Genomic DNA, 19,240 nt, shown 5'->3' with positions numbered 1-19,240 from the left:
CGATGAAGAATCCCCATGCCCGGCTTCCCCCGCTGAACGCGTTGCGCGTGTTCCACACGGTCGTGCGGCACCGGTCGTTCCGCAGTGCGGCGGATGAGCTGAGCGTCAGTCCGCAGGCGGTCAGCCAGCAGATCAAGCTTCTGGAAGACACGCTTGGGGCGGAACTGTTCGAACGCAAGGGGCGCGCGATCGAGCCCAACGAAAAGGCGATCCTGCTCGCGCATTTCGTGCAGGCGGCCTTTGACGAGCTGAAAGAGGGTGTCCGGCGTGTCGCCAAGTCCGACACGCGCAACCGTATCAACGTAAACGCAAGCCCTTACTTCGCCACCCGCTATCTTCTGGACCGGATCAACCGGTTCCGCGACATCGCCCCAGACGCCGACCTGCGGCTTACGACCATGGTCGATCTGCCGGACTTCGTGGCCGATGACGTGGATGTGGCGATCCAGTGGGGCTTTGGAAGCTGGGCGGGCCATGAGGCCACCCTGCTGTTGCGCGACTACAAGGTGATCTGCTGCACACCCGATATCGCGCGCCGCCTCTCGGGGCCGCTGGACCTGCGCGCGATGCCGTTGCTGCATCCGGTTCTGTCGGCGGACCTGTGGCCGAATGTGCTGCGGCACCTGGGCGTGAACGAGCGAACCAGCAAGAATGACATCCAGCTTGCCGATGCCGCCACGATGCGGCGCGGAACGCTGGCGGGTCTTGGGGTTGGTCTGCTCTCGACCATCGATGCGGCCGAGGATCTGAAGCTTGGAAAGCTTGTCGCCCCGTTCGGTGAAGCGGTGATGCGCCGGATGCCGGAAAGCCAGATTCCAGGCTTTTACCTTGTGTTGCCCAAGGCCCACCGGCGGATGAAGACAATTGCCACCTTCTGCAACTGGATCGAGGCTGAAAACTGGCTTGCCGCCGATGACCGGGGCTTGCGAGACCTGACCGGGCGGGCGGCCATCAAGGGCTAGCGCCGCCGCAGATAGACGTAATAGGCCCCTGATCCACCGTGTTTCAGATGCGCTTCGGTGACTTGCAGGATGGCCGGGCCAAGCGGCGGCTGGCGCAACCAGTGCGGCACCTGATGGCGCAGCGCACCCATGCGTTGCGGGATCGGGCCGTGGTCTTCACGCCGCTTGCCCTTGCCGGTGATGACCAGAACCAGCCGCAAACCGGCACCCTGTGCGTTCAGGATGAAGCGGATCAGTTCGGGGTGCGCTTCGGCCAGGGTCATCCCGTGCAGGTCGATCCGGGCTTCAGGGGCCAGTTTGCCCCTTGTCATCTTGCCGTGGGTCTTCGCATCCATCTGCAAGGGTGCCGCAGTCAGCAGCTCCGGCAGCGAGGGGGCAAGGTCATGGCGCTCTGGCTTGCGGGCCTTTTCCCCAAGGGCAAAGGGGGAAAGTCGCGGTCTGGCATGGGCCAGGACCGGTGGTTCCAGCGGCGCGGGATCGGCTGGTTTGTGAAAGATCGGGTGTTCGTGCATCGGCCGCGCAGTCCGGGCGACGCTGCGCCAAAGCTCTTCTTCCTCGGGGCGCAAGGTGCGGTGGCGGCGCATGGGATCAGCCGCCTTCCAGCATCGCGTAGGCACGGTCGATCGGCACAAGCAGGACCATGCGCCCGGAATCCTTGACGGTTCCCGCCGCATTGCCGGCCGCCGACCCTGTGCCAAAGAAGATGTCGGCCCGCTGCATCCCCTTGATCGCGCCGCCGGTATCTTGCGCGACCATCAAGCGTCGGATCGGCCCGCGACCATCCTTTTCGATCCAGACGGGGGCGCCAAGCGGGGTGAACTTCGGGTCAATGGCAACCGACCGCAGCGTGGTGATCGACCGGCCCATTGCGCCGATAGGCCCATCGGCGGCGCCAAGCGTGCCGATCTTGCGAAAGAAGACAAAGGAGGGGTTGGTGTAAAGCAGCTCTTGCCCCGCCGAGGGGTTGCGGCGGACCCAGCCCGCGATTTCCTGCGCCGAGACCTGATCCATCGAGTGACTACCGCGGCGCACCATTTCCTGCCCGATGGACCGATAGGCATGGCCGTTCGCCCCGGCATAGCCCACACGCACCACCGACCCATCCGTCATCCTGATCCGGCCAGAGCCTTGGACTTGCAGGAAATAAACATCTATGGGGTCGTCAAGCCACGCCAGCTCCAGCCCGCGTCCGGCGATGGCGCCTTTTTCGATGGCTTCGCGGGAATGGTAGACCGTGCCATCCTGCAATTCGGGCGGGCGGCGGTAGATCGGATGCTGAAACCGCCCGCTTCGCACCGGAGATCCATCAAGCTCAGGCTCGAAATAGCCGGTAAAAAGCGCGGGCGGGTTGCCCACGACTACCGGCTTGAAGAACAGTTCGAAAAAGCTCCGGGCTGAAATGTCGTCTTGCGGAACATCTGCCGCGACGGCGCAGATCGGCTGCCACTCAGGGGCGGAAAGCTTGTCACAGGTGCGCAGGAACGTGACCAATGCCTCGGCATGGGCGTCTTCGCGCCAACCGTCCAGCGCTTCGAAATCAAGCACTTGGGCGGGGGCTGGCGTGACGGCCATCAGGACCGCCACAAGACCAAGGATGCGAAAGGGTGGGCGCATCCCAAAGCGGTCAGTCGCCGGTCGCGACAAGCTGCCAGTTCGGATCGTCCGACCCCATGTGACGCGCAAAGGTCCAGATATCCCGCGATTTCTTGATTTCACGCGGGCTGCCCTCGACGATCTCTCCGGCCTTGTTTCGCACGACATAGGTTTGCTCACCGACGAAGCGGACCGAAATCTCACCCATGCCGGACTCGCGGTTGAAGGTGGCGTCGTGCAGCACAAGCTCCTTCATGCCGACAAAGCTGGCATCAACAGTCAGACCCTGCGCTTCGCGGGCGGCGATAGCCTCGGCAAAACTGGCTTCCACATCGTCGGCCAGAAAATCGCGGATCGAGTCGAGATCGCCGCGCTCATAGGCCATCAGGATCATTTCATAAGCGCTGCGCGCCCCTTGCAGGAAGGGCGTCACGGCAAAGGACGGCTCGGCCTGTTTCATCGCCGACAGGGCGCGGGCGGCATCTGAGCCTTCAGGAACGTGATCCACGATATCCCGGTCGGCACCACCTTCGATCACCTCGAAGTCGCGACGGACCCGGGGGCGCGCCTCTTCAGGCGGCAGCGGGGGCTTTTCAAAACCGTCGCGCGTCCCCAATACGGATCGCAGCTTGAGGATGAGGAAGATCGCGATCCCGGCAAGGACCAAGAGCTGGATCAGGGATCCGTTCATTTAAAACCTCTGAAGGCCTGAGTTCTGATGGGCTTGCGCCTTATAATTCCCTATGTAGGGTGGGGTGCCGGTGAAGTCTACCGGGGGAAGGGCGATGAAAGCCCGAAGGATGCAGAGATGTGGGTTTTTATAGCGATTCTTGCCATACCGCTGATCGAGATCGGCTTGTTCATCCAACTGGGTGGGGCGCTTGGCCTTTGGCTGACGCTTGCATGGGTGATAATTTCGGCAGCACTCGGCGTTATTGTGCTGAAGGGAATTGCCTCGCTTGGCGCGGTTTCCCTGAGCCGGAGCATGCCGGAGCTGAGCGACCCGCATTCGCCCCTCGCGCACCGCGTGATGGTTGCGATGGCAGGGGGATTGCTGATCCTGCCGGGTTTCCTGACCGACACGGTTGGAATTCTGCTGCTGATTCCGCCGATGCGGCTTTTGTTCATCAAGCTGATCAGCCGCAGACTGAAAAGGATGCAGTCAACCACCGTCCATGCCGAAATCATCGAGGGCGAATGGCAGGAAGCCGCACCGCAAGAGTCGACTGATCCGCAGAACCCTCCCTCCAAATGGACGAACCAGTAGGACGCCAGCATTGAGGGCGCAGGCTCGACCTGCTAGGAACGCGGCAATTTCCTGAAGGAGTGTTCGATGGCCGAAGAAAACGAGGCAGGCAACGAGTCTGGCAATGGGGCCGCCGCTGCCGCTGCGCCGCAGATTCGCATGCAGGTTCTGGCGCAATATGTCCGCGACCTGTCGTTTGAAAATCTGGTGGTGCAGAAGGGCCTTAGCGGGGCAGAAGTGCAGCCTGACATTCAGGTGGCGGTCAGCCTTGACGCCCGCAAGCGGTCGGTCGCGCATCAGTATGATGTGATCACCAAGTTCAAGGTGACCTCGCGCAACAAGGTCAGCAACGAGACGCTGTTCCTGCTAGAGCTGGAATATGGCGGCACCTTCCACATCGAAGGTGTGGCCGACGACCAGTTGCACCCTTTCCTGTTGATCGAATGTCCGCGCCTGCTGTTCCCCTATGTCCGGCGGATCATCTCGGATGTGACTCGTGACGGTGGCTTCCCGCCGCTGAACGTGGATCAGGTGGATTTCATGGCGCTTTACCGCCAGGAACTCTCGCGCCGGGCGCAAGCCCAAGCAGAAGCCCCGGCCGAGAAAGCCAACTGAGGCTTTTCAGGCCCGCTTGACCCAGATGGCCGCATCGCCCAGCCTTGCGACCATCGCCTCATGCGCGGCGGCTTCTTCCGGCGTGATCCGCGCGGGCAGCGGTTGCGGGCGCGGCCCGGGGCGCCATGCGGCCTCCGCCTGCCCTGCGCGCCTTGGGCTGGTCGCCGTGCCGGACAGCACCAGATCGGGCTGACGGCCACCGATCAGTTCCAGATAAACCTCGGCCAGAATTTCACTGTCCAGAAGCGCGCCATGCTTTTCGCGCATCGAATTGTCGATGTTGAAACGGCGGCACAGTGCATCCAGCGACGCCGGAGAACCAGGAAACCGTGACCGCGCGATCAACAGCGTATCGGTGGCGCGGGTGGGGGGCAGGGTCGGCAAGCCGGCGCGGCCAAGTTCGAAATTCAGAAACTTCATGTCAAAGGCGGCGTTGTGGATCACCAGCGGCGCATCAGCGATGAAATCAAGGAAGGCGCGGCCGATCCGGGCAAAGACCGGCTTGTCACGCAGGAAGTCATCGCCCAGACCATGCACCTCGAACGCCTCTTTCGGCATCAGGCGTTCGGGGTTGATGTATTGGTGAAAGGTCTGCCCCGTGGGCAGATGGTTGATCAGTTCCACCGCGCCGATTTCAACGACGCGATGGCCTTCGGACGGCTCGAAGCCAGTGGTCTCGGTATCAAGGACGATTTCACGCATGTCAGGCAATCCGGCGGGATATGTCGGCCAGCACATCCTTGACCGCCGCGCGGGCGGTATCAAGGCTGGTCGTGGGGATGATGTAGTCAGCGCGCGCGCGCTTTTCGGCATCGGGCATCTGGCGCGACAGGATCAGGGCGAAGGCATCTTCACCCATGCCCCGGGAAAGCACGCGTTCGCTCTGCACTTCGGGCGGGGCGGTGACGACGGCCACAGCATCGCAAGCAGCATCGGCCCCGGTTTCAAACAGAAGCGGGATATCCAGAAGGACAATCCTGTCTTTGGCATGATCCGCAAGGAACCCGGCGCGATCCTTGGCGACCAGCGGGTGAACGGCGGCATTCAGACGGTCCAGCGCAGCGGGATCGGCGGCGATGATATCGCGCAGCCAGGGCCGGTTTACCGCGCCATCCGGGTCTATCGCGCCCGGGAACAACCGGCCCACCGCCAACGCGGCAGGCTGGCCCGGGGCGTAAAGCCGGTGAACGGTAGCATCGGCATCCCAGACCGGCACGCCCTCATCCGCGAACATGGCGGCGGTGGTCGATTTCCCCATGCCGATGGACCCTGTCAGACCAAGCCGGAAGCTCATCCCTGAAGCACGGCTTTTCGGGTGGCGTCATCCACGTCAGGGCGGATCCCGAACCAGCGCTCAAATCCCGGGGCAGCCTGATGCAGCAACATTCCCAGCCCGTCAACCACGGTGCAACCCGTTGCCTCGGCCTCGATCAGGAACTGTGTCTTCAGCGGAGTATAGACCAGATCCGTCACCAAGGCGCGCGGGTTCAGCCGGTCCAGCGGCACGCTCAATTCCGGCTTTCCAGTCATGCCCAGAGAGGTTGTGTTCACCACGGTTGCGGCGTCGTCCAGCAGATTTCCGACTTGCACCCATTCCTGAACATGCACCTTGGCGCCGAAATCCGACCGCAGCGCATCGGCCCTTGCCCTTGTGCGGTTGGCAAGGCGAATTTCCGGCACCCCCACCTCGATCAGTGCGGCAACCACCGCACGCGCGGCACCGCCCGCACCAAGAACGACGGCAGGGCCGGAGGTCGGCATCCAGTTCGGAGCATTCTGGCGCAGGTTCGCGATAAAGCCGGATCCGTCGGTATTGTCGGCATGGATCTTGCCGTCCTTGCGAAAGATCAGGGTATTCGCGGCCCCGATCAGGGCTGCCCGGTCTGTGACGATATCGGCGATGTGCAGTATCGCCTCCTTGTGGGGAATCGTCACGTTGACTCCCACAAAACCAAGCCGGGGCAAGGTCCGGGTCAGGTCGGCCAGATCACTTGGGGCGATGTCGATCGGGATATAATGGCCCTTCAGCCCATAGCGGCGCAGCCAGTAGCCATGCAGCACCGGGCTGCGGCTGTGGGCGATGGGGTGGCCAATGACGCCGGCAAGCGGAATGCGGGGATGGTCGGTCATCGGTCAATAATGCCCCGTGTTCCCAGCCATGCCAACAGCGGCAACAGCGGCAGGCCAAGAATGGTGAAATGATCGCCCGTGATGGCAGAAAACAGCCGAACGCCCTCTTCTTCGATCTTGTAGCCGCCGACCGAGTGGCAGACGCTGTCCCAGTTCCGGGCAAGGTAGGCGTCAAGGTAGGCGTCGGAAAACTCATGCATGGTCAGCCGCGCTTCAGCCACATGGCGCCAGACCGGCTCGGCATTTTCATAGGCGACGACGGCGGAAAGCAGGCGGTGCGTCTTGCCGCGCAGTTGAACCAGCTGTTTCCGGGCTTCGGCCACTGAGGTTGGCTTGGCAAAGATCCGGCCATCCAGCGCCAGGATCTGATCACAGCCAAGCACAAGATCACCGGGCCGCCGTTCCGCCACCTTGCGGGCCTTCATCTCTGCCAGCGTGTCGGCGATGTCGCGGGGGTGTGCCGCCTCGGCAATCAGGGCATCGCGGATGGTCGCCTCATCAACCCGTGCTGCCACTGGTTCGACCGTCAGGCCCGCGGAACGCAACACCTGAAGCCGGATCGCAGAGGTGGAAGCCAGAATGATCGCCATGGGTAAGCCTGTGTATAACCTTGGTTTGTTCCGTGGGTCGGAAACGGGGATAAGCCGTCTTTCCCGCAAAGATCAGTCATTCCAGCCGCGTCAGCCCAGAACGGGACAGAGATATCCCTCTGTGCATGGGATTGTCACGCGGTAAGGGACAGCAAGTTATACAGAACTGACCAAGATCGATCGAAACGTGGTCTTCCTTCGGGATCTACAACTTAAATATCTGAAATGTATTTGTTTTTTTCATCCTCAGGCAAATCCACCAGATCCGTGCAAAGGTTATCCCAGCGTTTATCCTTGTGGGCCGATCTGTGGAGCGTTCAGACAATCCCGTTCTGCACAGGCCCTACATCATCCTCATTTCTTCTTTCAAATCTTCTTTATAGAAGAAAGAGCAGCGAAGGCCTGCAACGGGCGGGATGGGGAACATTATGACGCAATGGCTGGCTGACTGGTACCTGGTGACAAAGTCGCTGCATGTGATTTCGGTCATCACCTGGATGGCGGGGATCTTCTATCTGCCGCGGTTGTTCGTCTACCATGCCGAACAGGTTCAGGCTGGCAGTCGGACCGACACGATGTTTCAAACGATGGAGCGTCGACTGCTGCGCGGGATCATGAACCCTTCGCTGATTGCAACCTGGGTCTTCGGGCTGGCGCTTGTTCTTACCCCGGGCATTGTGGACTGGTCGATGATCTGGCCTTGGGTCAAGGCCGCGTCGGTTCTGGGAATGACCTGGTTTCACATGTGGCTTGCGGTTCGTCGCAAGGACTTTGCCGCCGGAACCAACCAGCGCAGTGGACGCACATACCGGCTTATGAACGAAGTTCCGACGGTGCTGATGGTCCTTATCGTGTTCGGGGTGATCGTGAAATGGTAGGCGGACAAGGCGACCGGTCGCTGTCTGGCATCTTGAAGGGGTAGGCAGCCCGTTTTCCGGGGCAGTTGACTTGATACCTGCCAGAGGTGTAAGCGAAGCGCGCGGGGCCGTCCGGCCCATGCGCTTCCCGTCCCAGAACTGCGATGATCCGGCCCGAAATGGACCGGTCCGCGCCACAGGTATTTTCCCATGACCGTTGAACGTTTGAATCTCGCAGATCTCAAGGCCAAGACCCCGGCTGATCTTCTGGCGATGGCCGAAGAATGGGAGATCGAGAATGCGCCCTCCATGCGCAAGGGCGAGATGATGTTCTCGATCCTGAAAGAGCATGCCGAGGAAGGTTGGGAAATCGGCGGCGATGGTGTGCTGGAAGTGTTGCAGGACGGCTTTGGCTTCCTGCGCAGTCCTTCAGCCAACTATCTGCCCGGCCCGGATGATATCTACGTTTCGCCCGACATTCTGCGGCAGTTCAGCCTGCGCACCGGGGACACGATCGAAGGGGTGATTGCCGCTCCGAAGGAGAATGAGAAATATTTCTGCATGACCAAGGTCACGCGGATCAACTTCGACGACCCGGAAAAGGCCAAGCACAAGGTTCACTTTGACAACCTGACCCCGCTTTACCCTGATGAGCGGCTGAAGATGGAGGTCGAGGATCCGACCATCAAGGACCGCTCGGCCCGGATCATCGATCTGGTGGCGCCTATCGGCAAAGGCCAGCGCGGCCTGATCGTGGCACCGCCGCGGACCGGCAAGACCGTGCTTTTGCAGAACATTGCCAATTCCATCGCGACCAACCACCCGGAATGCTATCTGATCGTCCTTCTGATCGACGAACGGCCCGAGGAAGTCACCGACATGCAGCGCACCGTGAAGGGTGAGGTTGTCGCCTCGACCTTTGACGAACCGGCAACGCGGCACGTTGCGGTGGCCGAAATGGTGATCGAAAAGGCCAAGCGTCTGGTCGAACACAAGCGCGATGTGGTGATCCTGCTGGATTCGATCACCCGTCTGGGCCGTGCGTTCAATACGGTGGTGCCGTCTTCGGGCAAGGTGCTGACCGGTGGTGTGGACGCGAATGCCCTGCAGCGCCCGAAGCGGTTCTTCGGTGCCGCCCGGAACATCGAGGAAGGCGGGTCGCTGACCATCATCGCCACAGCGCTGATCGATACCGGCAGCCGGATGGATGAAGTGATCTTCGAAGAATTCAAGGGCACCGGTAACTCGGAAATCGTGCTGGACCGCAAGGTTGCCGACAAGCGCGTGTTCCCGGCGATGGACATCCTGAAATCAGGCACCCGGAAGGAAGACCTTCTGGTCGACAAGATGGATCTGCAAAAGACCTATGTCCTGCGCCGCATCCTGAACCCGATGGGGACGACGGATGCCATCGAATTCCTGATCGGCAAGCTGAAGCAGACCAAGTCCAACGCGGATTTCTTCGAGTCGATGAACACCTGACCGGTGGTTGCAGCGAAAAGGTAGGCAGGGATGGACACGATCTATGCCACCGCCACCGCGCGGGGGCGCGCGGGCGTTGCCGTTATCCGCATCTCGGGGCCGATGGCCTACGCGGTGGGGCAGGCGCTGTGCGGCAACCTCCCGGCCCCGCGTGTTGCAGGCCTGCGCAACCTGACATGGCAAGGCGCGCTCCTTGATCAGGCATTGGTGCTGACCTTTGCCAGGGATGCCAGCTTTACCGGGGAAGAGGTTGTCGAACTGCAAACCCATGGCGGCCCGGCCGTTGTGGGCGCCGTCTTGCGTGCCTTGGCGGATCAAACGGGCTTGCGATTGGCCGAGGCCGGGGAGTTCACCCGCCGTGCGCTGGAAAACGGCGTGCTGGACCTTGCACAGGTCGAAGGGCTGGCGGACCTGATCGACGCCGAAACCGAAGCGCAGCGGCGGCAGGCGGTGCGGGTGCTGTCCGGCGCCGTGGGTGAAAAGGTGGAACGCTGGCGGCGCGATCTGATCCGTGCTGGGGCGCTTTTGGAAGCCACCATAGATTTTGCCGATGAAGACGTGCCGGTTGATGTCTCGCCCGAAGTGCTCGCGCTGATCGACGGTCTGGTCGCCGACCTTGGGCGCGAAGCGGCCGGGGTAGCTGCCGCCGAACGGATCCGCGACGGGTTCGAGGTGGCAATCGTCGGCGCGCCGAACGCCGGGAAATCCACACTGTTGAACCAGCTTGCCGGGCGTGAGGCGGCGATTACCTCGGAAATCGCGGGAACGACGCGCGATGTGATCGAGGTGCGGATGGAAATTGCGGGATTGCCGGTGACTTTCCTTGATACCGCGGGCCTGCGTGAAACAGCCGACCGGTTGGAGCAGGCGGGCATTGACCGCGCCCTGGCGCGCGCCGAAGCCGCCGACCTGCGGTTGATCCTGACCGATGGCGGGCCGTTCACTGGGATGGTGCCGCGTGGCGATGATCTTGTGGTTTTGGGAAAAGCTGACACAATATATGCGCATGGTGGGTTGGCTGTTTCTGGTCTGACTGGCGCTGGCGTGCCTGAACTCATGGCGCGGATTGGTGAAATCTTGCAGCGTCGGGTTGGCTCTGCTGGCACCCTGGTGCGCGAACGGCATCGTGTCGCCGTTACCTCGGCTATCGCCGCTCTGGCCGAGTCACGGGCAGAGGTGGTAAGGGATGACTCGCGGGTCGAACTGGCGGCGGAGCATCTGCGGCAGGCTGTCCGGGCGCTGGATGCGCTGGTCGGCCGGATGGATGTCGATGATCTGCTGGGTGAGATCTTTGCAAGTTTCTGCATCGGTAAGTGAAAGATGTTCCACGTGAAACACTACGATGTCATCGTGATTGGCGGCGGTCACGCCGGAACCGAGGCAGCCGCCGCTGCGGCCCGGATGGGTGTGGCCACGGCCCTTGTGACGCTGCGGGCCGAAGCAATTGGCGCGATGTCCTGCAATCCGGCGATTGGCGGGCTTGGCAAAGGGCATCTGGTCCGGGAAATCGACGCGCTGGATGGGGTCATGGGCCGCATGGCTGATCGTGCCGGCATCCAGTTTCGCCTGCTGAACCGCCGCAAGGGGCCGGCTGTGCGGGGCCCCCGCGCCCAGATTGACCGCCGGCTGTACCGCGAGGCGATGCAGCAGGAGTTGGCCCGACAGCCCGGCCTGACGATCATTGAAGGCGAGGTCTCCCGGCTCTGCATCGACGGGGGCGCTATCAGCGGTGTGGAGCTGGCGTCCGGCGTGGTCCTTTCGGCTGGGCGCGTCGTCCTGACAGCAGGCACTTTTCTGAACGGGGTCATTCATATCGGCGATCAACGGATGCAAGGCGGTCGCATGGGCGATTCGCCCTCGCGCGTTCTGGCGGCGCAGTTGGCGGAGCTTGCTCTGCCGGTGGGGCGGCTGAAGACCGGCACGCCTCCGCGGCTGGATGGCCGCACGATTGATTGGGCTCGGCTGGACAGCCAGCCCGGCGACGACGACCCGGCGCTGTTTTCCTTTCTGAGCCGGGCCCCCGAAGCCCGCCAGATTTCGTGTGGAATCACACACACTACCGAAGCGACTCACCAGATCGTGCGGGACAACCTGTCCCGATCCGCCATGTATGGTGGCCATATCGAAGGCGTCGGCCCGCGCTATTGCCCGTCGATTGAAGACAAGATCGTGCGCTTTGCCGACAAGACCTCGCATCAGGTGTTCCTCGAGCCTGAGGGGTTGGATGACCATACCGTCTATCCGAACGGGCTTTCCACTTCTCTGCCCGAAGAGGTTCAGCACGCCTACATCCGCACGATTTCCGGCTTGGAGCGGACGGAGATTCTGCAACCGGGCTACGCCATCGAATATGATTATTTCGACCCGCGCAGCCTGCACCTGACGCTGGAAACCCGGTCTGTTCCCGGCCTGTATTTCGCGGGTCAGATCAATGGCACGACGGGTTATGAGGAAGCGGCAGCACAAGGGCTTGTGGCGGGCCTGAACGCGGCAGCTGCATCCTGTGGTCGTGCTTCGGTCGAATTCAGCCGGACGGAAAGCTATATCGGCGTGATGATTGATGACCTGACGTCGCGCGGGGTGACAGAGCCTTACCGTATGTTCACCTCGCGGGCCGAGTTCCGCCTGACAGTGCGGGCAGACAATGCGGACCGCCGCTTGACGCCCGTCGGGCTTTCGGCGGGATGCGTAAGTGACGCGCGACGGATTTCGTTTGAGGCGAAGCTGGATGCAATCGACCGCGGCAGGTCGATTCTTGCGGGCGTTAAGCTGGGGCCAAGGGAGCTGGGCGCTGCTGGTGTAAACGTCAGTCGTGATGGCGTGAAACGCAACGGCTATGAGGCTCTGTCGCTTCCCGGAGCAGATATAGTGTCCCTGCGGGATGTGTTTCCGGCCTTCCGAGAGGTGGAATTTCCCGTCCTGGAGCAGCTTCAGATCGATTCGACATATGACCAGTATGCGGACCGACAGTCGCGCGAGGTGGCCGATCTGAGGCGGCAGGAATCGCAGCGGATCCCGGCCGGCTTCAACTACGATCTCATTTCCGGCTTGTCGAACGAGCTTAAGTTGAAGCTTGGACGACAACAGCCGGAGTCACTCCTTCAGGCCGCCCGAATCGAGGGCGTGACTCCGGCGGCGCTGCTGCTGGTTCTATCGCACTTGCGCAAACCTTCAGCGGAGCGGCAGGCGGGATGAACGCTTCGGGCGAACTTCGGATCGCCGGGCTCGATGTTTCACGTGAAACATTCGAAGCGCTGGAGGCCTTCGCGGCACTCGTGCGGCGCTGGAACCCTGCGGTCAATCTTGTCAGCGCGACCAGTCTTTCGCATCTGTTTGACCGGCATATCGTTGATTCCGCGCAGCTTTACAAGTTGGCCCCAACTGCCACCCAAAACTGGGTCGATCTGGGTTCAGGTGGGGGGTTTCCCGGCCTTGTGATTGCGATACTTGCAAAAGGGCAGAACTCTGATCTGCGGATCACTCTGGTCGAGTCGGATGCGCGCAAGGCAACGTTTCTGCGTCAGGCTGCGCAAAGCTTGGGCCTGCAAGTGTGCGTTCTGAATGACCGGATCGAATCAATTCCGCAGCTTGGTGCAGATGTTCTGTCCGCACGGGCTCTTGCGCCGCTTGTGGGGCTTCTGCCGTTCGCCGAGCGGCACCTGCGCTCTGACGGCTCGGCAATATTTCCGAAAGGCGCCCGGTTTGCCGAGGAATTGACCGAAGCGCGAAAGTCATGGGACTTCGAGGTTGACACCCACTCCAGTCTGTCAGAACCGGGGTCAGCCGTTCTGGTGATCAGGAAGATAAGACGTGCAAAAAATGACTGACGCATCGCGCACTCACATCATGGCGCTTGCAAACCAGAAAGGTGGGGTTGGCAAGACAACCACCGCCATCAATCTTGCTGCTGGTCTGGCTGAATTGGGCCGCAAAGTGCTGCTGGTAGACCTTGATCCGCAAGGCAACTCTTCCACCGGGCTGGGGATCAGGCCGGAGGCACGCAAGAAAACAAGCTACGATCTGATTGTAGATGGAGCAGACCTACAAGATGTAGTGATCGGCACCGCATTTCCCGATGTCAAGATTATCCCGGCAAATGCGGATCTTTCGTCTGCCGATCTTGACATCGTATCGAACGAAAAGCGCAGCTACTTGCTGCACGATGCCCTTCGCCAGCCTTTGATGGACACCTACGGCTTCGACTACATTCTGATCGATTGTCCGCCCGCATTGAGCTTGCTGACCGTCAACGCGCTTGTCGCCTGCGATTCGGTTCTTGTGCCGTTGCAGTGCGAGTTCTTTGCGCTGGAGGGGCTTTCGCAGCTGATGCTTACGATTCGCGATGTCCGAAGATCTGCAAATCCCGCGCTGCGAATCGAGGGTGTGGTTCTTACCATGCACGACAGCCGGAATAATCTGACCGCCCAAGTAGAAGCGGATGCCCGGGCGAATATGGGTGAACTTGTGATGAAAACGACTATCCCTCGGAACGTTCGCATAAGTGAGGCACCCTCGCACGCACTTCCCGTTCTGACTTATGACACGACGTCAAAGGGCGCGGCCGCCTATCGCGCGCTGGCAAAAGAGATTGCCGACCGGCGAAAAATTCCAGCAGTTTCAGAGGTCTGACGAATGAGCGGCAAGAATGAAAAGCGTGGGCTGGGCCGGGGACTTTCAGCTTTGATGGCCGATGTGAATCTGGCCGGCCCGGACCAGCAACCAAGCGGGCGAAAGGCCGAGTTCATGTTGCCGGTGGACAAGCTGGAGCCGAATCCGCAGCAGCCGCGCCTGGACTTCAAGCGCGAAGAACTGGATAGCCTGGCAGACTCGATTCGCCAGAAAGGGGTGATCCAGCCGTTGATCGTGCGACGGAAGCCGGGCCGCGATGTGTACGAGATTGTTGCGGGTGAACGGCGCTGGCGGGCCGCACAGCTTGCGCAACTGCACGAAGTGCCTGTTGTCGTGCGCGATCTGAGCGATACCGAAGTTCTGGAAATCGCCATCATCGAGAATATCCAGCGCGAAGATCTGAACGCCATCGAAGAGGCGCTGGGTTTTCGGCAGCTGATGACCCGATTCGGTCATACACAGGAGAAGCTGGCCGAAGCGTTAAGCCGCAGCCGCAGTCATGTTGCCAACCTTCTGCGCTTGCTGACCCTTCCGACCGAAGTGCAGGACATGGTTCGGGATGGCACGCTAAGCGCAGGCCACGCGCGCGCTCTGATCGGTAGCCCGAAAGTGGGGGAACTGGCGATACAGGTCGCCGCAAAAGGGCTTTCCGTGCGCGAAACAGAGCGGCTGGTCAAGCAGCAGCCCGGCGAACAGAAATCTGATCGGAAGCCCTCCAAGGGGCAGGAAAAGGATGCCGATACCCGCGCGTTGGAGGCCGACATCTCTGCCAATCTTCGTATGCAGGTCCGCATTGATCATGAGCCGGGCGGTGAGAAAGGCCAGTTGACCATTCGCTACGCTAGCCTCGATGATCTCGATATGCTGTGTCGTTTGCTGTCTCAGACACAAGATGCTGGGATAATCGGAGAAGATTAATCCGCGCTGTGGCGACCTGCCAACAAGTTGCGCAGCACGCCGTTCAGCACCATGACGCCCGAATCTGTGGTCTGGATCGTGTCGCCCTCTTGCCGCAAGAGGCCAAGCCCGGCCAGATCGTTCAGCGCCGTTTGCGGCAAGTCGGAACCCGCCAAAGCGGCATAGCGCGAAAGCGAAGCGCCCTCTCGCAAGCGCAGAGCGAACATCAGGTATTCGGTCGCCCGATCTTCCGCACCAAGCGTCACGGACCGTTCGGCTAACCCGGGGCGTTGCAGGGTTTTTTCAAGCCAAAGCGTCGGCGCCCGCTCTGCCTCGGTCGCGAAACGGCCAGTCGGCAGGGTCAAGCGACCATGAGCGCCGGGGCCAATGCCGGCATAGTCACCCATCCGCCAATAGATCAGATTGTGCCGCGATTCGCCGCCGGGGGTGGCGTGATTCGACACCTCATAGGCGGGCAGGCCGGCGGTGCGGGTGATTTCCTGTGTGAGCTCGAACATGTCGGCGGCAAGGTCTTCAACCGGCAGGCCGCGCAGCAGGTTCTTGGCGTGCATCTGCCCAAAAACCGTGCCGTCTTCGATTGTCAGCTGATACAGCGACAGGTGCGAGGTGCCAAAATCAAGCGCTCGGCGCAGTTCATCGCGCCAGCCGGCGAGGGTCTGGTCTTGCCGCGCATAGATCAGGTCAATGCTGACGCGGGGAAAGGTTGCTTGTGCGGTGGCGATGGCGGTGCGGGCCTCTTCAACGGAATGCATCCGGCCAAGTCGGCGCAGGTCAGTGTCGTCAAGGGATTGAATCCCAAGGGAAACACGGTTGATGCCCGCCTTGGCATAGGCTGCGAATCGGGCCGCCTCGACGGAACCGGGGTTGGCCTCCAGCGTGATCTCGACATCATTCGCAAGGCTCCAGGTTTCGCGGATCCGGTCCAGAATGCCTTGAACCAGCGCCGGGTCCATCAGCGAAGGCGTGCCTCCGCCGAAGAAAACGCTGTTGAGAAGGCGGCCTTCGGTCAATGCGCCGATGCGGTCAATTTCAGCCTGAAAGGCGGCCAGCCAGCGGGTTTGGTCCACATGGGCGGCGACGTGGCTGTTGAAGTCGCAATAGGGGCATTTCGACTGGCAAAATGGCCAGTGGAGGTAAAGCCCAAAGCCCGCATGGCGCCAGTCTTCCATCGGCTGTGTCACGGAAAACAGGCCGCGACGAGCTTTTTGAAGGCATCGGCGCGGTGGCTCAGGCGGTTCTTTTCCCAGCGGTCCATTTCACCGAAGGTCTGGGAATAGCCATCAGGCATGAAGATGGGATCAAATCCGTGGCCCTGTTCCCCGCGTCCCGGCCAGACCAGGCGACCAGGCGAAACGCCTTCGAAAACAAGATCTTGCCCGTCAGGCCAGGCCAGAACCAAGGTGCAGCGAAACTGCGCAAGCCGGGGCTCGGGGGCGTGGATCGTCTCCAGTTCCCGCCAGACACGCTTCATCCCCACGGCGAAGTCGCGACCTTTGGTGGTGGTTGCCCAATCTGCGGTGAAAACCCCGGGCGCACCGTCAAGGGCATCGACGGATAGACCGGAATCATCGGCCAGCGCTACCAGACCGCTGGCTTTGGCGGCGGCATGGGCCTTTAGCCGGGCATTGCCGACAAATGTCGTTTCGGTCTCTTCGGGTTCGGGCAGGCCAAGATCGCCCGCACCAACGACCGACACGCCGTAGGGCGCCAGAAGATCAGCGATTTCCTCAAGCTTGCCGCGATTATGCGTCGCGACAAGCAGGCGGTCCCCGATCAGGCCGGGCATCAAAGACTCAAGGCCGCCTTTTGCGCGGCAACAAGGGCGGCATTTCCGGCGCGGGCAAGATCCAGAAGGTGCAGCAGCTCTTCCTGGCTGAAGGCGGCGCCTTCTGCTGACATCTGCACCTCCACCAGACGGCCGGCTCCGGTCATGACAAAGTTGCCATCTGTTCCAGCGGCGGAATCTTCAAGATAATCAAGGTCAAGAACAGGCTGGCCAGCGTAGATCCCGCAGGAAACGGCGCAGACGTGGTCAAGGATCGGGTCGCTGACGATGGCGCCCGCCTTCAAAAGCTTGTTCACCGCCAGCCGCAAAGCGACCCAGCCACCTGTGATCGCGGCGCAGCGGGTGCCGCCGTCGGCCTGAATCACATCGCAGTCGATAACGATCTGTCGTTCGCCAAGGGCGTTGCGGTCAACCCCCGCGCGCAATGACCGACCGATAAGCCGTTGAATCTCTTGCGTTCGGCCCGATTGCTTACCCGAAGCAGCCTCCCGCCGGGTGCGCGTGTTGGTGGCGCGCGGCAGCATGCCGTATTCCGCCGTCACCCAGCCCTGGCCGGTGTTCTTCAGGAACGGTGGCGGCTTGTCTTCGATGCTCGCGGTGCAAAGGACATGGGTGTCACCCATACGGATCAGGCAAGAGCCTTCAGCATGTTTGGTCACGCCGGTTTCAATTGAAACCGCGCGCAAATCGCTTAATTTTCTGCCTGACGGGCGCATTGCCGGACCTTTCGCTGGGATGTGGCCACATATGCAACCATAGTCCCGGTATGCAACCCCGATTGAGTCGCTGATCCTCATGCACCGCCCATGACCAACCCGCAGCCCATCCTGACCGACATGAACGACCGCACGCGTGAGGTGTTTCGGCGTGTGGTCGAAGGCTATCTGACCTCGGGTGAACCTGTCGGGTCTCGCACCCTGACGCGCACCCTGTCTGAAAAGGTGTCGGCGGCAACGGTGCGCAACGTGATGCAGGATCTGGAATATCTGGGTCTTCTGGACAGCCCGCATGTGTCGGCTGGGCGGGTTCCCACCCAGTTGGGCCTGCGGATGTTTGTTGACAGCCTGCTGGAGGTCGGCACCGTTGCGCCAGAAGATCAGGAGCGGATCGACGCCACGCTTTTACCCAGCGATCAGGACGTAACCTCGCTCTTGGATGATGTCGGCGCGGCGCTTTCCGTCATCACGCGGGGGGCAAGTGTTGTGCTGGCGCCAAAGCGCGAAGCCCCGATCCGCCATATCGAATTTGTCAGCCTAGCACCGGACCGCGCTCTGGTGGTGCTGGTATTTGCCGATGGTCAGGTTGAAAACCGCATCTTCTCGCCACCGCCGGGGCAGACGCCATCCTCGATGCGCGAAGCGGCGAATTTTCTGAACGCGCTGGCAGAAGGGCGCACGCTTTCGGAACTTCGCAGCAACGTGACGAACGAGATTACCAATCGTCGGCAGGAAATCGACGTTCTGGCGCGGCAACTGGTCGAAAGCGGGCTGGCCCTGTGGGAAAATGCAGGCAAGAGCTCGGAACGGCTGATCGTCCGGGGGCGCGGCAATCTGATCGAAGAGGCGGCCAATGCGGCGGAGATTGAACGAATCCGGGTGCTGTTTGACGACCTCGAACGCAAGCGTGACATCGCAGAATTTCTGAACCTTGCCGAAACCGGCGACGGCGTGCGCATTTTTATCGGGTCAGAGAACAAGCTTTTCTCACTTTCCGGTTCAAGTCTGGTGGTTTCTCCCTATATGAACGCTGATCGGAAAATCATCGGCGCGGTGGGCGTCATCGGTCCGACCCGGTTGAACTATGGCCGGATTGTCCCGATCGTGGATTATACCGCCCAGCTGGTGGGCCGCCTTGTCTCGGATCGGGGCAAGGGCTGACAGACAGACGAGGACTGAAGATGACGCAGGAACAAGCAGCTTCGCCCGAGGTGGAGCTGGAAGATTTCGGAATGGACGCCGCCGCCGAGCTGGAGGAAATGCGCGCCGAACGCGACGAGATGCGCGACAAGTTCATGCGCGCGCTGGCCGAGGCCGAGAATTCGCGCAAGCGGGCCGACCGTGACCGGAAAGAGGCTGAACTTTACGGCAGCACCCGCCTTGCGCGTGACCTTTTGCCCGTTCACGACAACCTGAGCCGGGCCTTGCAGGCTATCCCCGAGGAAAGCCGCGCCGCTTCGGCCGCTTTGATCGAAGGGGTAGAACTGACCCTGCGGGAACTGACCAACGTCATGACACGGCACGGCATCACCACGATTTCGCCCGCGATTGGCGACGTTTTCGACCCGCAACTGCATCAGGCAATGTTCGAAGCACCGCTGCCCGGAACCAAGGCGGGCCAGATCATTCAGGTGATGACCGAAGGTTTCCTGCTGCACGACCGGCTGCTGCGCCCGGCGCAGGTGGGTGTTTCCTCGACCCCGGGTTGATGTGCTC

At 61.4% G+C, this 19,240-nt stretch carries 22 protein-coding genes; 12 read left to right on the top strand and 10 right to left on the bottom strand.

Going from position 1 to position 19,240, the window contains the following annotated elements:
- Positions 1–2 precede the first annotated feature (2 nt).
- Positions 3–962, top strand: a complete 960-nt coding sequence (locus QUV21_RS07360; protein WP_300853989.1) for a LysR substrate-binding domain-containing protein — start codon at positions 3–5, stop codon at positions 960–962.
- Here QUV21_RS07360 and QUV21_RS07355 read toward each other — a convergent pair.
- Genes QUV21_RS07355 through QUV21_RS07345 form a run of 3 tightly spaced genes read right to left on the bottom strand, consistent with a single transcriptional unit; the run spans position 959 to position 3,246 of the window.
- Positions 959–1,546 (bottom strand): Smr/MutS family protein, encoded by a 588-nt coding sequence (locus QUV21_RS07355; RefSeq protein WP_300853988.1) that lies wholly within the window; start codon positions 1,544–1,546, stop codon positions 959–961. The genes QUV21_RS07360 and QUV21_RS07355 overlap by 4 nt on opposite strands.
- Before the next feature lie 4 nt (positions 1,547–1,550).
- Positions 1,551–2,576, bottom strand: a complete 1,026-nt coding sequence (locus QUV21_RS07350; protein ID WP_300853987.1) for a murein transglycosylase A — start codon at positions 2,574–2,576, stop codon at positions 1,551–1,553.
- A 10-nt stretch (positions 2,577–2,586) separates the two neighbouring features.
- A complete protein-coding gene (locus QUV21_RS07345; protein ID WP_300853986.1) occupies positions 2,587–3,246 on the bottom strand; it encodes a Tim44/TimA family putative adaptor protein in 660 nt (219 codons plus the stop codon).
- 117 nt (positions 3,247–3,363) lie between these two features.
- Between QUV21_RS07345 and QUV21_RS07340 the strand changes: the two genes are divergently transcribed.
- Both QUV21_RS07340 and secB read left to right on the top strand, forming a co-directional pair.
- A complete protein-coding gene (locus tag QUV21_RS07340; protein WP_300853985.1) occupies positions 3,364–3,822 on the top strand; it encodes an FxsA family protein in 459 nt (152 codons plus the stop codon).
- A gap of 66 nt (positions 3,823–3,888) precedes the next feature.
- A complete protein-coding gene (secB, locus tag QUV21_RS07335; protein WP_300853984.1) occupies positions 3,889–4,416 on the top strand; it encodes a protein-export chaperone SecB in 528 nt (175 codons plus the stop codon).
- A 6-nt stretch (positions 4,417–4,422) separates the two neighbouring features.
- Here the strand turns inward: secB and dnaQ are convergent, their stop codons facing one another.
- Genes dnaQ through QUV21_RS07315 form a run of 4 tightly spaced genes read right to left on the bottom strand, consistent with a single transcriptional unit; the run spans position 4,423 to position 7,136 of the window.
- A complete protein-coding gene (dnaQ, locus tag QUV21_RS07330; RefSeq protein WP_300853983.1) occupies positions 4,423–5,118 on the bottom strand; it encodes a DNA polymerase III subunit epsilon in 696 nt (231 codons plus the stop codon).
- Between the two features lies 1 nt (position 5,119).
- Positions 5,120–5,710: a dephospho-CoA kinase gene (coaE, locus tag QUV21_RS07325; RefSeq protein ID WP_300853982.1), complete on the bottom strand. Its 591-nt coding sequence runs from the start codon at positions 5,708–5,710 to the stop codon at positions 5,120–5,122.
- The gene (locus tag QUV21_RS07320; protein ID WP_300853981.1) at positions 5,707–6,546 is read right to left on the bottom strand and encodes a shikimate dehydrogenase; all 840 of its coding nucleotides are present in this window, start codon (positions 6,544–6,546) and stop codon (positions 5,707–5,709) included. Before QUV21_RS07320 ends, coaE begins: the two co-directional genes overlap by 4 nt.
- Positions 6,543–7,136: a nucleoside triphosphate pyrophosphatase gene (locus QUV21_RS07315; protein ID WP_300853980.1), complete on the bottom strand. Its 594-nt coding sequence runs from the start codon at positions 7,134–7,136 to the stop codon at positions 6,543–6,545. Before QUV21_RS07315 ends, QUV21_RS07320 begins: the two co-directional genes overlap by 4 nt.
- 428 nt (positions 7,137–7,564) lie before the next feature.
- Between QUV21_RS07315 and QUV21_RS07310 the strand changes: the two genes are divergently transcribed.
- The 7 genes from QUV21_RS07310 to QUV21_RS07280 all read left to right on the top strand — a co-directional run bounded on the left by QUV21_RS07310 (position 7,565) and on the right by QUV21_RS07280 (position 15,022).
- On the top strand, positions 7,565–8,014 hold the full coding sequence (locus QUV21_RS07310) for a CopD family protein (protein WP_300853979.1): 450 nt from the start codon (positions 7,565–7,567) through the stop codon (positions 8,012–8,014).
- Between the two features lie 189 nt (positions 8,015–8,203).
- Positions 8,204–9,475 carry a transcription termination factor Rho gene (rho, locus tag QUV21_RS07305; protein ID WP_300853978.1) on the top strand — a complete coding sequence of 424 codons (1,272 nt, stop codon included), beginning with the start codon at positions 8,204–8,206 and terminating at the stop codon, positions 9,473–9,475.
- Between the two features lie 30 nt (positions 9,476–9,505).
- Entirely contained in the window at positions 9,506–10,792 is a 1,287-nt protein-coding gene (gene mnmE / locus QUV21_RS07300) for a tRNA uridine-5-carboxymethylaminomethyl(34) synthesis GTPase MnmE (protein ID WP_300853977.1), read from the top strand.
- A gap of 12 nt (positions 10,793–10,804) precedes the next feature.
- Positions 10,805–12,670, top strand: coding sequence for a tRNA uridine-5-carboxymethylaminomethyl(34) synthesis enzyme MnmG (gene mnmG, locus QUV21_RS07295; RefSeq protein WP_300853976.1), 1,866 nt, complete (start codon positions 10,805–10,807; stop codon positions 12,668–12,670).
- Positions 12,667–13,302 (top strand): 16S rRNA (guanine(527)-N(7))-methyltransferase RsmG, encoded by a 636-nt coding sequence (gene rsmG, locus QUV21_RS07290; RefSeq protein WP_300853975.1) that lies wholly within the window; start codon positions 12,667–12,669, stop codon positions 13,300–13,302. Before mnmG ends, rsmG begins: the two co-directional genes overlap by 4 nt.
- The gene (locus QUV21_RS07285; RefSeq protein WP_300853974.1) at positions 13,295–14,104 is read left to right on the top strand and encodes an AAA family ATPase; all 810 of its coding nucleotides are present in this window, start codon (positions 13,295–13,297) and stop codon (positions 14,102–14,104) included. Before rsmG ends, QUV21_RS07285 begins: the two co-directional genes overlap by 8 nt.
- 3 nt (positions 14,105–14,107) lie before the next feature.
- Positions 14,108–15,022: a ParB/RepB/Spo0J family partition protein gene (locus QUV21_RS07280; protein ID WP_300853973.1), complete on the top strand. Its 915-nt coding sequence runs from the start codon at positions 14,108–14,110 to the stop codon at positions 15,020–15,022.
- Here the strand turns inward: QUV21_RS07280 and hemW are convergent.
- The 3 genes from hemW to rph are packed head-to-tail and all read right to left on the bottom strand — an operon-like array spanning position 15,019 to position 17,524.
- Entirely contained in the window at positions 15,019–16,191 is a 1,173-nt protein-coding gene (gene hemW / locus QUV21_RS07275; RefSeq protein ID WP_300853972.1) for a radical SAM family heme chaperone HemW, read from the bottom strand. The two genes, QUV21_RS07280 and hemW, sit on opposite strands and share 4 nt — an antisense overlap.
- A gap of 8 nt (positions 16,192–16,199) precedes the next feature.
- A complete protein-coding gene (gene rdgB / locus QUV21_RS07270) occupies positions 16,200–16,808 on the bottom strand; it encodes an RdgB/HAM1 family non-canonical purine NTP pyrophosphatase (protein ID WP_300853971.1) in 609 nt (202 codons plus the stop codon).
- A complete protein-coding gene (gene rph, locus QUV21_RS07265) occupies positions 16,808–17,524 on the bottom strand; it encodes a ribonuclease PH (protein WP_300853970.1) in 717 nt (238 codons plus the stop codon). The genes rdgB and rph overlap by 1 nt, the downstream gene beginning before the upstream one ends.
- 90 nt (positions 17,525–17,614) lie before the next feature.
- On the opposite strand from rph, the gene hrcA reads away from it, so the two are divergent.
- Positions 17,615–18,685: a heat-inducible transcriptional repressor HrcA gene (gene hrcA / locus QUV21_RS07260; protein ID WP_300853969.1), complete on the top strand. Its 1,071-nt coding sequence runs from the start codon at positions 17,615–17,617 to the stop codon at positions 18,683–18,685.
- Positions 18,682–19,233, top strand: coding sequence for a nucleotide exchange factor GrpE (locus tag QUV21_RS07255; protein ID WP_300854162.1), 552 nt, complete (start codon positions 18,682–18,684; stop codon positions 19,231–19,233). The genes hrcA and QUV21_RS07255 overlap by 4 nt, the downstream gene beginning before the upstream one ends.
- Positions 19,234–19,240 lie beyond the last annotated feature (7 nt).

It is taken from the genome of Tabrizicola sp., assembly GCF_030373185.1.
Taxonomy (GTDB): Bacteria; Pseudomonadota; Alphaproteobacteria; order Rhodobacterales; family Rhodobacteraceae; genus Tabrizicola.
Note: the sequence above shows the minus strand (reverse complement) of the source record. Positions and strands in the feature narration are given on the sequence as shown.